Source organism: Azohydromonas lata NBRC 102462 (assembly GCF_001571085.1).
Taxonomy (GTDB): Bacteria; Pseudomonadota; Gammaproteobacteria; order Burkholderiales; family Burkholderiaceae_C; genus Azohydromonas; species Azohydromonas lata.
The window spans coordinates 17,467-30,464 of sequence record NZ_BCTC01000082.1 but is presented as its reverse complement, the minus strand read 5'-3'; the positions used below and the strand labels follow the sequence as shown (position 1 = coordinate 30,464).

Here is a 12,998-nt window from a genome sequence, read left to right as displayed (position 1 = left end):
TGGCGGCCGCCGGCCCGCTGGCCGAGCTGATGGCGCGCACCGACCTGCCGGCGCTGGTGCGCCGCGGCGGCGCCGGCGCGCCCGACGAGGCCGGCGTGGTGATAGACGCCCAAGTGGTGGAGCGCGACGAGGCTTACGGCCTGGTGCGCATCGGTTTTCACGGCGGCAGCCTCTGGGTGGGCGAGCAGCCCGGCATGGCGCTTGGGCAGCGGGTGCGCGCGCACGTACTGGCACGCGACGTGAGCCTCACGCGGGTGCGGCCGCAGGAAAGCACCATCGTCAACGTGCTGCCGGCCGTCATCGAGCAGGTGCAGGCCGACCGCGGCACGGCGCTGCTGCAACTCGCCCTGGCCCGGTTGGGCGGCACGCGGCTGCTGGCGCGCATCACGCGGCGCAGTTGCGAGGCGCTGGCGCTGCAGCCCGGCGACGAGGTGTTCGCGCAGGTCAAGGGCGTGGCGCTGATGTGACGTGGCGGCAGGGCGGGCGCCGCGCCCCTCAGGCGCCGCCCAAGCTGCTGGCGCCCACGGCGGCGCCGGGCCGCGCCATGAGCGGCATCAGCAGGGCTTGGGCTCCCAAGCGCGTTGCCGCGGGCTCCTGGCGCGCGGGGCGGGTGTGCTGCGCGGCCTGCGGTGCGGGCTGCGCCGCCGGCAGGGCCGGGGCCTCCGCCCGCGCAGCCGCGTCGGCCTCGGCAAACGGCGCGCGGCCGGGCTGCGACGGCGCCGTGCGGAACACCGACACCGCCAGCACCAGCCGCTGCGCCTGCTCGCGCAGGCTGCAGGCCGCAGCGGCGCTCTGGTCCACCAGCGCGGCGTTTTGCCCGGTGGCGTGGTCCATCTGCGCCACGGCCTGGCCGACCTGGGCCACGCCGCGGCTTTGCTCGGCGCTGGCGGCGTTGATCTGGCCCATGAGGTCCGTCACGCGCTGTATGGCGGTGACCACCTCGCCCATGGTGCGGCCGGCCTCGTCGGCCAGGGTGGAGCCCTCGCCCACGCGGCGCACGCTGTCGGTGATGAGGTGCTTGATCTGGCGCGCCGCCTCGGCGCTGCGCTGCGCCAGCGCCCGCACCTCGCCGGCCACCACCGCGAAGCCGCGCCCGGACTCGCCCGCGCGGGCGGCCTCCACCGCGGCGTTCAGGGCCAGGATGTTGGTCTGGAAGGCGATGCCGTCGATGACGTTGGTGATGTCGGCGATCTTGGCCGAGCTGTCCTCGATGCCGCGCATGGTCTGCACCACTTGGGCCACGACCTCGCCGCCCTTGATCGCCACGTCCGACGCGCCCTTGGCGAGCTGATCGACCTGGCTGGCGTTGTCGGCGTTGTGGCGCACGGTGCTGCCGAGCTCGTCCATGGAGGCGGCGGTCTGCTGCAGCGCCGAGGCCTGCTGCTCGGTGCGGCGGCTCAAGTCCTGGTTGCCGTGGGCGATCTGCGCGCTGGCGGCGGCCACGCCCTCGGCGTTGCGGTGCACCTCGCCCACGGTGCGCACGAGCTGGTCGCGCAGGGCCTGGAGCGCGGCCATCAGGCTGTGCTCGTCGCCGGGGCGGCAGGGCACGACCACGTCGAGCCGGCCCTGGGCCAGCTCGTGGGCCACGCGCACGGCCTCGGCCGCCTCGCCGCCGAGCTGGCGGTTGAAGGAGGGGTTCATGCGCAGCGCCAGCACCGCCGCCAGCGCCGCGGCGCCGGCGCAGCCCGCCAGCAGCAGGTTGCGGGTCAGGGCGTAGGCCGCGCCGGCCTGCTCCAGCACCTCGGCGGCCTGGACGGCGCCGTGGCTGCGGTAGTCGCGCACGGCCTGGATCAGTTGCACCTGCAACGGCCTGGCGGTGTTGAGCTTGTCCAGCGCCTGCTCGCGCTGGCCGTCGCGGCCCAGCGCGGCCGCGGACTGCATCAGCGGCCCATAGAGGAACTCGGCGCTCTCGATGCCGGCATACAGGCTGCGCTCCTGCGCGCCCACGCCCGGCTGGGCCAGCAGCTTGCGCAGGCGCTGCAGCGCTTCCGTCACACCCTGGTGCGCCCGCGTTTGGGCGGCGGTGGCGGCCTGGCGCTCCTTGGGGGTGCCGGCCAGCAGCAGCTCGCGCAGGGCCACGGCGCGGGCCTGCGCCTGGGCCAGCACCTCCTGCGCCAGCTCCACGCGCGGCGCCACGCCGCGGCCGTACAGCTCGAAGCCGGCGCGCTCGCGCGCCAGGGCGTGCAGTGCCGTCACGCTCACCGCGGCCACCAGCAGCGCCATCAGCGCAAAGGCCGCGGCAAGCCGCGCTTTGAAGGTCAGGTTGCGGAAGTTCATGTCGCGGGTCCTCGGTTGGGACAGGGGCGCACACGCCGCCGGCGGGATCGCTCCCCGCACCGGACCGCGCCTGCGCACTGCAACTGCGAAAACGACGATGTGCCTACAGCGACTTCCAAGGCACGGTGGAGGGTTCGCCGCTGCCGGCCGCGGCGCATTCACGAGGCCAAGCGCGGCAGCGGCGAACAAGGGCCTGCAAGAGCAAGCCGGAGAAGAAAACCGGCCGGCAATATCAATCCCTGGTCTGAAGGCTAACCCTGGAACCAGGGTGGGATGCAGGGAGGAAGCTCCCTGGCGCCGCGGTGCAATCCTCCCGCGGCGGCCCGGACAAAGCTGGGGGCGGGTCAACCCGCGCCGCGCCGCGCGGCGGCCCAAAGGCCGTGGGCGGGGCGGCGCCTAAAATTCCGGCCGGTCACCCGGCGTTCCATCGAGCCGCCGCCAGCCCTCCTCGCCGCTGCCCTCGCCGCCGCCTTTGCTTCAGCTGCCTACACTCCCGCCTTCGCGCCCAGGCCGCCCTTCTTCCCAGCAGTAACCCCATGCAAGTTGACACCCTTCGCCAGCGCCTGCGCGCCCTGGGCGCGCGGCCCGTGCACGAGCAGCACCTCCTGCGCCTGTGGACGCGCGCGCTGCCGCTGGACACCACCACCGTGCGCCGCCCCGAGCACTGGCTGCCGGCGCCGGTGCGCGCCGCGCTGCCCGCGCTGCAGGCCGAGCTGGACGGCTTGGCGCGCCTGCGCTCCTCCCACCCCGGCGCCGACGGCTCCGTGCGCCTGCTGGTGGACCTCGCCGACGGCCAGGCCGTGGAAAGCGTGCTGCTGCCGCGCGGCGGGGTGTGCGTCTCCAGCCAGGTCGGCTGCGCCGTGGGCTGTGCCTTTTGCATGACGGGCAAGTCCGGCCTGCTGCGCCAGGTCGGCAGCGCGGAAATCGTGGCCCAGGTGGCCCTGGCGCGGTCGCAGCGCGAGGTGAAGCGCGTGGTGTTCATGGGCATGGGCGAGCCCTCGCACAACCTGGACAACGTGCTGGAGGCCATACAGGTGCTGGGCACGGCCGGCGGCATCGGCCACAAGGAGCTGGTGTTCTCCACCGTGGGCGACGAGCGCGCCTTCGAGCGGCTGCCCACGCTGGCGGTGAAGCCGGCGCTGGCCCTGTCGCTGCACACCACCGACGCCGAGCTGCGCCAGCGCCTGCTGCCGCGCGCCCCGCGCATCGCGCCGCAAGACCTCGTGGAGGCGGCCGAGCGCTACGCGCGGTTCACCGGCTATCCCATCCAGTTCCAGTGGACGCTGCTCGAAGGCATCAACGACACGGACGAGGAGCTCGCCGGCATGGAGCGGCTGCTCAAGGGCAAGTACGCGATGATGAATCTGATCCCCTACAACAGCGTGCCGGAGCTGCCTTTCAAGCGTCCGGCGGGCGAGCGCGCCGCCGAGATGGCGCGCTGGCTCAACCGCCGCGGCATCCTCACCCGGCTGCGCAACTCGGCCGGGCAGGACGTGGACGGCGGCTGCGGCCAACTGCGCGCCCGCGCCCTGGGCACGCAAGCCGCCGTCACGCTGCAGCGGCGCCCGGCCAACCCGGCCACTGCGGCCACTGCGGCCGACGCCCTTCCCGCCGCTCCCGCACAGGAATCCACATGCTGAAAATCGACTTCGTCTCCGACATCGCCTGCCCCTGGTGCGCCGTGGGCCTGTACGCGCTGGAGCAGGCGCTGGCCCAACTGCCGGACATGCCGGTGGAGATTCACTTCCAGCCCTTCGAGCTCAACCCCGCCATGGGCCCCGAGGGCGAGGACAGCACCGAGCACCTGTGCCGCAAGTACGGCCGCACCCCGGCACAGTTGGAGGAAACCCGCGCCCACCTGCGCGAGCGCGGCGCCGCCGTGAGCTTCACCTTCGGCCCGCGCACGCGCATCTGGAACACCTTCGACGCGCACCGGCTGCTGCATTGGGCCGGCCTGGAAGGCAAACAGCTCGCCTTGAAACGCGCCTTGCTCCAGGCCTACCAGACGGACGACCAGAACCCGTCCGACCCCGCCGTGCTGCTGGAGGCCGCGCGCAAGGCCGGGCTGGACGGGGCCCGCGCCCGCGAGGTGCTGGCGCAAGGCACCTATGCCGACGAGGTGCGCGCGCTGCAGCGGCAGTGGCAGGAGCTGGGCATCCAGTCCGTGCCCTCGGTGATCGTCAACGACCGCTACCTGATCCAGGGCGCGCAGCCGCCGCAGGCCTTCGAGCAGGCGCTGCGGCGCATCGCCGAGCAAGGCGACGCGGCCGGGTAAGCGCCGGCGCCCACGCCGGCGGCGGCGGAAACGGGGGCGCTCAGGAGCGGGTCAGCGAGCCGTCCTTGAGCCCGCCGCGCGCCTGCGCCATCAGCGCGTCCACCGCGTCGGCCAGGCTGTCGAGCGCCTGGGGCTCGTAGGTGCCGGTCTGGCGGATCTGCCCTTCCAGCACGGTGGCCGCCCGCTTGACGGGCTCGGCGCACAAGGTGCCGGCCACGCCGCGCAACTGGTGCGCCAGGCCGGAGAGGGCCGGCAGGTCGGCCTGGCTGCCGTAGCGGCGCAGCGCCTCGGCCGAGGCGCCGTGGTGGTCCACCAGGGTCTGCAGGATCTGCCGCACCGACTCGGCCCGCCGCAGCCGCTGCCACAAACCCGGCCAGTCGATCACCGGCGCCTCGACGGCAGCCGCCTCCACCCCGGCCGGCGCCATGGCCACGGCCGGCGGCATGTCGGCCTGAAGCACTGGCGCGGGTTGGTCCGCCGCGCCCCCCTCCCGGCCCAGCACTTTCAAAATGGTCTCGCACAAAATATCCACGTCCACCGGCTTGGTCACGTGGGCGGCCATGCCGGCCTCCAGGCAGCGCTGCCTTTCTTCGGCCAGGGCATAGGCGGTCAAGCCGAGCACGGGGATTTCGGGATGGTTTTCCCGGCAGCGACGCGCCGTGTCATAACCGCTGAGGCCGGGCATTTGCACGTCGGTGATGAACAAATCGAAATTCGCGCGCTGGTCCAGCAATTCCAGCGCCTCGGAGCCGGTACCCAGAATCAGGCAATGCGCGCCTTCCTGCTGCAACAAATCCTGCAGCACCCAGCGGTTCACCCCGTCGTCCTCCGCGGCGAGAATGTTCAAGCCCTCCAGGCGGCGCACGCCCTGCAGGCCCTCCATGCGCGCCAAAGCCCATTTGTCTTCCGGCACCGCCGCCTCCACCAGGGGAATGCGCACACGGAAACACGAGCCCCGGCCGGCCTCGCTTTCCACCGTGATACTGCCCTGCATCAAATCCACGATGCGCTTGCTGATGGACAAGCCCAAACCCGTGCCGCCGAAACGCCGCGTGGTGGAGTGGTCGCCCTGGTGGAAAGGCCGGAACAGCGCGTCAATCTGGCCGGGGCTGATGCCGATGCCGGTATCGCTGATGGCAAATTCAATCCAGCGCCTGCCCTGAAACTCCATGGGCCGCACCCGCATGTGCACGCCGCCATGCTCGGTGAATTTGATGGCATTGCCCAACAAATTGACCAGCACCTGCAGCAGCCGGGTTTCGTCGCACAAGATGCCGGGCGGCAAATCCTCCGCGCATTTGACGCCGAACTGCAATTGCTGCGTCAGCGCGCGATGCTCCGTCAAGCGCATGGCCCGCTGTATGACCTGCGGCAAGCGCACGGGCCGGTATTCCAGCACTAGCTTGCCGGCCTCGATTTTGGCAATATCCAGCACGTCGCTCACGAGGTCCAGCAGCAGGCGGCCGGAATCCTGAATCTGGCGCAAATGCCGCTGTGCCGGTGCCGCCTGCGCGTCGCGCAGGGCCACTTGCGCCATACCGATGATGGCATTGAGCGGCGTGCGTATTTCGTGGCTCATGTGGGCCAGGAAGGCACTTTTGGCGGCGTTGGCCGATTCCGCCGCGAATTTCGCGGCTTCCAGTTCCGCAGTACGGGTCTCAACCAGGTCCGCCAGGTGGAGGTGGTATTTCTGCAATTCTGCGGACATGCGCTTGCGCTCGGTGACGTCGCGCACATAACCGTGCCACAGGATGCTGCCGTCCGGCAGGGATTCCGGCTCCGCCAAACCTTCCACCCATAAAATTTTGCCGTCCGGCCAGAGGGTGCGGAATTCGGTGTGCCAGGTGCGCATGGATTTGGCCGAGGCCTTGATGGTGGCGGCCACCTGGCCCATGTCGTCGGGGTGCACCCTGGCGGCAATGGGCGAGCTGTCCCGCGCCACGTCCTGCGGCGACACGCCGAACAGCTCCCGAACGCCGGCGCTGACATAAGGGTAGGCGCTGCGCCCGCCCGGCCACCACTGGTATTGAAAAACCATGCCCGGCACTTTGGACGTGATTTTCTGCAGGCGCGCCAGCAATTCGTCATTGCGCCGCTGCATGGCCTTGCGGTCGGTAATGTCCATGTGCATGCCGGCGGCGCGCAGGGGGCGGCCCTGTTCGTCGCGCTCCAATACCTGGCCGCGGTCCAGTACCCAGATGTCATGGCCATTTTTGTGGCGCAGGCGGTGCTCGCATTCATAGAACGGCGTGCCGCCGTCCAAATGGGCCACCAGCGCTTTTTCTATGTTGGCAAAATCGTCCACGTGGATGAGGCTGTACCAGCTCTCCAGGCGCGGTTTTATTTCATGCTGGGCATAACCCAGCATGCTGCACCAGCGCTCGTTGAAGAATACGTCGCCGCTTTGCACGTTCCATTCCCAGGTGCCGACGTCGGTGCTGTCCAGGATATTGCGGTAGCGCGAGCTCAGGCTAGTCAGCGCCGCCTGCGGCTGGCGCACGCCATGCACATAAATGCCGTAGTAAATCATGGCGTAGGCCGCCGACTGGTACAGGTGGCCCAGCAGGTTGAGAATGTCGGTGACGGTGGCGTAGAGAGCGAAAAACAGGCCGCAAAGGCTCAGCGTCCAGGCCGCGGCGGCCATCAGGTGCAAAGTGTGGGTAGGCTTGCGCCGTGCCCGCCAGGCCAGGCGCAGCGCCACCAGGGCCAGCACAATTGACAGCGCATATTCGGCACCGATTTTGAAATCGGTCAAACCGCTGCCGGCGATGAAGGTACGGGGCAGCCATCGCGATTGCCACAAGCCCACCCAATAAGTCAGTGCCGCCATGCACAGCACGAAACCCAGGCCCACGGCCGCGCCGGGCAGGCTGCAGCGCCGCGGCGGCAGGAACGCGAACAGGCACAAGGTCACCGCCGTATAAAACCGCGAAGCCAGCCAGAAATTGATGGCCTTTTCCGGACCGCTGGGCGTGACGAAAACCGGCATGCCCTTGAAGGACAGGGTGTGCGCGAAATTGACCAGCGCCACCAGCAAAAGGCCCAGGCCCAGCCACAGCATGCGCTGGTCGCCGCGGCGGTGCAGCGTCCAGGTCAGCGAAAAAACCATGGCCGCAATGGCCATGCCGCAAAACTCCAGCAGCATGTGCAGCGGCAAATAGGCTTCCGCGGAGCCGAACAGGCTGAAGGTGGGCAACGAGTGGCCTATCAGCAAAAACAAGGTCAGCATGCCGACCGTGATTTTCAGGCGTGTGGGCGCTTGATGATTCGTGGAAGTTTCCATGCCCCAGGAGTCCGAATATGAATATTCGGCTGCGCCATGCCGGACCACTGCACGAAACCTCGGCGTCCGCCGCAGCCCTCGCAGCTTCGGCCCATTGTGTGCGGGGGTGGCGACAGTATTTCTTGACGGCGATCAAAGCGCATCCGCTGCGCCTGTTGTGGTTTTCCCGCCGGTGGATGCGCCCGGCCGCAGGGTTTCAGCGCAGCAGTTCGAGGGTGCGCGGGTCCGGCCCGTCGAAAAAGCGGCGCAGCGCCTGCCCGAACAGCAGCTCCTGCGGCGCGACGGCCCCGAACAGCGTCATGCAGGAGCGGAACTTCAAGTCGTCGGGCGAATGGAATATCTCGTGCGCGCTGCGCGGCGGCGGCACGCCCAGCGCCAGCGCGGTGCACTCGCGCAGCCGCGCACCCAGCACGGGGTGGCGCCAGTAGGCCAGCGCCTCGTCCCGGCCGCCCAGGCCAAAGTGCAGCGCCGTGGTGCTGCGGCCCAGGGCCTTGAGCTGCGGAAAGACGAACCACATCCAGTGCGTGCGTTTGTCGCCGGCGGCAAGCTCGGCGCGCACGGCGGCGAGCACGGCGTCCTGGGCGGCGACGAAGCGGTGCAGCTTGAAGGGGTCGTCCATGGGATGGGCAGGGGTTAGGGCGATGGATGGACGCGCGGGGCGCGCAAGCCGGCGTCCGCGGCGTCGCGCGAGCTTGCCGCATCCGCAGGCGCCGCGGCCGCCGCCGTGGCTTGCCCCTGCCGGGCGCGGCGGCTTGCGCCCAACAGCTCATTGCGCACCACCGCCAGCACGCCGGCCACCACCAGCAACAGGCCCAGCACCGCGTAGGCGCTTGGGCGCTCGCCCACCACGGCCACGGCCAGCAGGAAGGCCACCACCGGCTCGGCCAGCGCCAGCGTGACGGCCGGCGCGGTGGCGATGTGGCGCAACGCGTGGCTGTAGAGCAGGTAGGCCACCCCCGTGGCGGCCACGCCCACGTAGAGCACGGCCGCCACGTCGGCCGGGTGCGGCGCGGGCGCACCGGACTGCCACCACGCCGCCGGCAGCGCCAGCGCCGCGGCGGCGCCGAAGGCATACAGCGTCACGGCCGCGGGCGGCGCGGCGCGCAGCAGGCGCTGGCTGGCCAGCGTGTAGACCGCGTAGGACAGCCCGGCCAGCAGGCACAGCGCCACGCCCGCGGGGCTCACGGCCGCGGCGCTGCCGCCGGCCAGCGTCATGAGCACGCCGCCGCCCACGGCCAGCGCCGTGCCCAGCCACCAGCCCGGCGCGGGCACCTGGCGCGTGAGCAGCGACTGCAGCACGCCCGCCCACACCGGGCCGCTGCCCAGCGCGATGGCCGTACCCACCGCCACCCCGGCTTCGCGCACGCCGCCGAAGAAGCTCAGGTTGTAGGCGGCCATGCTCAGCCCGGCGCCCAACAGCGCCAGCCGCGGCAAGGGCGTGCCGGGCGCGGCCGGGCGCGGCCCGCGCCGCAGCGCGAAGCACAGGGCAAAGAAGAGCGCCGCTACCAGCAGCCGCAGCGCGCCGAACCACAGCGGCGACAGCCCGCCGCCGGCAAAGGATTGCGCCGTGCCCGTGGTGCCCCACAGCGCCGCGGCCGAAAGCACCAGCACGACGCCGGTCTTGGGATGCGTGTTCATGCCGTCAAGGATGGGGCGGCGGTGCAGGGGAAATGTCGAGAGGCTCTTGAAGTGAAGTGCGCGACCGCCGCCGGCTCACTTTGGGCGGCGCAACCCTCTCGCGCCCACGCCGCGCTCGCGCCGCAGCGCGTAGGCCAGCGCGCTGGCCGTGGCGTAGCCCACCTGCAGCGCGGCGGCGTCCAGTGACAGGCCCGCACGCAGCAGCCGCTCGGCCGCGTCCAGGCGCCTGGCGCGCACCCAGGCCGCGGGCGGCTGGCCCGCGAGCTCGACGAAGCGGGCATGGAAGCGCTGCGGGCTCAGGCAGGCCAGCGCGGCCAGGCGCGGCGTGCTCCAGTCCTGCGCCGGGGCCGCGGCCACGGCGGCCGCCAGGGCAGCGAGGTCCAGGCGGCGGCGCGGCAGCAGCGTGGCCGTGCCCTGCAGCGTGGCCAGGGCGGCTTGGGCATCCAGCGCCTGCGCGGGCAACACCTTCCACGCCGGCGGCGGCGCGAAGCGGCGCACGCGCTCCAGCGCAGGGCCGGGCGGCGCGTCCAGAACCAGCACGCGCGCGGGCGTCTCGGCCAGGAAGGCGTGCGCCACGCCGGCCGGGACGATCAAGGCACTGGCCGCATCGACGAAGGCGGCATGCCCGTCCAGCTCCAGTTGCAGGCAGCCCTCCAGGCCCACCAGCACCTGCGCGTGCGCATGGGCATGCGCCGGGTACTCGCCCGCGTAGCGGCGCAGCGAGGCTTGGGCATGGTCCAGGGGAGGCAGTGACGTCGCGGAGGCCATGGCGGCAGGGTGGAAAGCAGGCTGGATTGTTCCGCAACAGCGACCCCATGCCCGCCGCACGCGGCCCTGCGCACGGCCGGGTGGCTCGCGCAAAGCCTTGTAGGAGGCGGCTGCTGGTCGTCCGGACCGAAGCGCCCCGTGGGGCCAAGCCATGCCGGCGACAATGGCGGGCTGTATGTCCGCACAGCCGTCCGACAAGCCGCCCTACACCGTCGCCGTGCGTGCGCTGTGCGAATTCAGCCTGCGCCGCGGCGACCTGGACCAGCGCCTGGCCGGCGGCCCAACGGCCCAGGAAGGCCAGGAGGGCCACGCCCTGGTGGCCTCGCGCCGCGCTCCCGGCTACCGGCGCGAGCTGCCGTTGCAGGCCGACGTGGGCCAGCTGCGCGTGCGCGGCCGCGCCGACGGCTACGACCCTGCCGCCCACCGGCTGGAGGAAGTCAAGACCTACCGCGGCCGGCTGGAGCGCCAGCCGCCGGGCGTGCGCGCGCTGCATTGGGCGCAGCTCATGGCCTACGGCGCGCTGCTGTGCCGCGAGCAGGGCTGCGCCGAGGTGGAGCTGGCGCTGGTCTACCTGGAGCTGGGCAGCGCCCACGAGACGGTGTTCACCCGCCGCGCCACCGCCGCGGAGCTGGAGCGCGAGCTGCTGTCGGCCTGCGCCGCCTTCGAGCAGTGGGCGCGGCTGGAGGCGGCGCACCGCACGGCGCGCGACGCGGCGCTGCAGGCGCTCGCCTTTCCGCACGCGGGCTTTCGCGCGGGCCAGCGCACGCTGGCCGAGGCCGTGTACCGCGCCGCGCGCGACGGCCGCTGCCTGCTGGCGCAGGCGCCCACGGGCATAGGCAAGACGGTGGGCACGCTGTTTCCGCTGCTCAAGGCCATGCCGGGGCAGCAACTGGACCGCATCTGCTTCCTCACCGCCAAGACCTCGGGCCGCGCCCTGGCGCTGCAGGCCCTGGCCACGCTGCGCCAGGCGCATGCGGCCCGGCAGCCGGCACAGCCCGCGCCGCCAGGACCGCCACCCTGCGAGGGCGAAACCACGCCCCGCCTGCCGGCCGGCACGCCCGACACCGCCCCGCAGCCCGGCGCAGGCGACCACCGTCCGGCCGCCGCCCTCCCCTTGCGCGTGCTGGAGCTGGTCGCCCGCGAAAAGAGCTGCGAGCACCCGGACAAGAGCTGCCACGGCGGCTCCTGCCCGCTGGCGGCGGGCTTCTACGACCGGCTGCCCGCGGCGCGGCTGGATGCCGTGGCGCTGCCCGCCTGGGAGCGCGAGCCGCTGCGCGCCCTGGCCGCGCGCCACGGCCTGTGCCCCTACTACCTGGGCCTGGAGCTGGCGCCCTGGGCCGACGTGTACGTGGGCGACTACAACCACTGGTTCGACAGTGCCGCGCTGCTGCACGGCCTGAGCAGCGCCCAGGGCTGGAAGACGGCACTGCTGGTGGACGAGGCGCACAACCTGGTGGAGCGCGCGCGGCGCATGTACTCCGCCGAGCTGGACCCGGCCACCTGGCGCCTGCTCGCCCGCGGCGCCACCGGCGAGGTCAAACGCGCGCTGCAGCGGCTGCAGCGCCGCTGGCGCGAGGCGGTGAAGCTCCTGGACCAGGGCGAGGACGAGCGTGAGAGCGAGGGCGAGGGCGAGAGCGGCACGGCCCCGGCCGAAACCGCGACCGCCGCCCAGGCCAGCCTGCTGCCTGGCGAAGGCCTGCGCTCGCCACCTGCGCCCGCCACCACATCCGCACCCTTTGCCCGCACCGCGCGCGCGGCGGTGCCCTCCTACCGCGTGCTGGACGGGCTGCCCTTGAAATTCGTGGAGGCGCTGCAACTGGCGGCCAATGCCGTCCTGCAGGCGCAGGCCGAGGCCAGCGGCGCGCCGGACGCCGGGCAACTGGACTTCGCCTTCGAGGCGCTGCACTTCGCGCGGCTGGCGGCGGACTTCGGCCCCCACGCGCTGCTGGACCTGCAGACCGACGGCGCCCGCCGCCGCCTGAGCCTGCGCAACGTGGTGCCGGCGCCGCACCTGGCGCCGCGCCTGGCCGCGGCGCAGTCGCTGACCCTCTTTTCCGCCACGCTGCAGCCGCCGCACCACCACCGCGCGCTGCTTGGGCTGCCGCCGGACGCGGTGGAGCTGGACGTGCCCGCCCCCTTCGCCGCCGAGCAGTTGCGCGTGCGCGTGGCGCGGCGGCTGTCCACGCGCTGGCAGCACCGGCAGGCCTCGCTTGGGCGCATCGTGGCGCTCATGGGCGCGCAGTACGACGAGCGCCCGGGCCACTACCTGGCCTTCTTCAGCAGCTACGGCTATTTGCAGCAGGCGGCCGACGCCTTCGCGGCGGCGCGGCCGGACATCCCGGCCTGGCGGCAGTCGCGCGGCATGAGCGAGCCGGAGCAGGCGGCGTTCGTGGAGCGCTTCGTCGAGGGCGGGCGCGGCATAGGCTTCGCGGTGTTGGGCGGCGCCTTCAGCGAGGGCATAGACCTGCCGGGCGAGCGGCTCATAGGCGCCTTCGTCGCCACGCTTGGGCTGCCGCAGGTCAACCCGGTCAACGAGCAGTTCCGCCGGCTGCTGGACGAGCGCCTGGGGGCCGGCTTCGACCACGCCTACCTCTACCCGGGGCTGCAGAAGGTGGTGCAGGCCGCCGGGCGCGTAATCCGCGGGCCGCAAGACCGCGGCGTGCTGCACCTGCTGGACGAGCGCTTCAACCGGCCGGACGTGCGCGCGCTGCTGCCGGCGTGGTGGGCCGTGGGCGATTGAGCGGGCCCGGATGCGCC

The 12,998-nt window shown here is 72.2% G+C and carries 9 protein-coding genes; 4 read left to right on the top strand and 5 right to left on the bottom strand.

Features of this window, described 5'->3' with window-relative positions; genetic code table 11:
- Positions 1-467 (top strand): TOBE domain-containing protein (locus ALA01S_RS22525; RefSeq protein ID WP_169805982.1); only part of this gene is annotated, 467 nt, incomplete at its 5' end.
- A gap of 28 nt (positions 468-495) precedes the next feature.
- On the opposite strand, the gene ALA01S_RS35365 is transcribed toward ALA01S_RS22525, so the two are convergent.
- The gene (locus ALA01S_RS35365; protein WP_084267824.1) at positions 496-2,277 is read right to left on the bottom strand and encodes a methyl-accepting chemotaxis protein; all 1,782 of its coding nucleotides are present in this window, start codon (positions 2,275-2,277) and stop codon (positions 496-498) included.
- Between the two features lie 536 nt (positions 2,278-2,813).
- Here ALA01S_RS35365 and ALA01S_RS22515 point away from each other — a divergent pair.
- Positions 2,814-3,917, top strand: a complete 1,104-nt coding sequence (locus ALA01S_RS22515; protein ID WP_066341300.1) for an RNA methyltransferase — start codon at positions 2,814-2,816, stop codon at positions 3,915-3,917.
- A complete protein-coding gene (locus ALA01S_RS22510) occupies positions 3,911-4,552 on the top strand; it encodes a DsbA family oxidoreductase (protein WP_066341298.1) in 642 nt (213 codons plus the stop codon). The genes ALA01S_RS22515 and ALA01S_RS22510 overlap by 7 nt, the downstream gene beginning before the upstream one ends.
- A 40-nt stretch (positions 4,553-4,592) precedes the next feature.
- Here ALA01S_RS22510 and ALA01S_RS22505 read toward each other — a convergent pair whose 3' ends face one another.
- The 4 genes from ALA01S_RS22505 to ALA01S_RS22490 form a co-directional block, all read right to left on the bottom strand.
- Positions 4,593-7,781: an MASE3 domain-containing protein gene (locus ALA01S_RS22505; protein ID WP_066341296.1), complete on the bottom strand. Its 3,189-nt coding sequence runs from the start codon at positions 7,779-7,781 to the stop codon at positions 4,593-4,595.
- A gap of 250 nt (positions 7,782-8,031) precedes the next feature.
- The gene (locus ALA01S_RS22500) at positions 8,032-8,454 is read right to left on the bottom strand and encodes a DUF1810 domain-containing protein (protein ID WP_066341294.1); all 423 of its coding nucleotides are present in this window, start codon (positions 8,452-8,454) and stop codon (positions 8,032-8,034) included.
- Positions 8,455-8,468: 14 nt separating this feature from the next.
- Positions 8,469-9,473 (bottom strand): DMT family transporter, encoded by a 1,005-nt coding sequence (locus tag ALA01S_RS22495; RefSeq protein ID WP_084267822.1) that lies wholly within the window; start codon positions 9,471-9,473, stop codon positions 8,469-8,471.
- Between the two features lie 75 nt (positions 9,474-9,548).
- A complete protein-coding gene (locus tag ALA01S_RS22490; RefSeq protein ID WP_066341291.1) occupies positions 9,549-10,241 on the bottom strand; it encodes a helix-turn-helix domain-containing protein in 693 nt (230 codons plus the stop codon).
- A 175-nt stretch (positions 10,242-10,416) separates the two neighbouring features.
- Between ALA01S_RS22490 and ALA01S_RS34930 the strand changes: the two genes are divergently transcribed.
- On the top strand, positions 10,417-12,981 hold the full coding sequence (locus tag ALA01S_RS34930; RefSeq protein WP_238455900.1) for an ATP-dependent DNA helicase: 2,565 nt from the start codon (positions 10,417-10,419) through the stop codon (positions 12,979-12,981).
- Positions 12,982-12,998 lie beyond the last annotated feature (17 nt).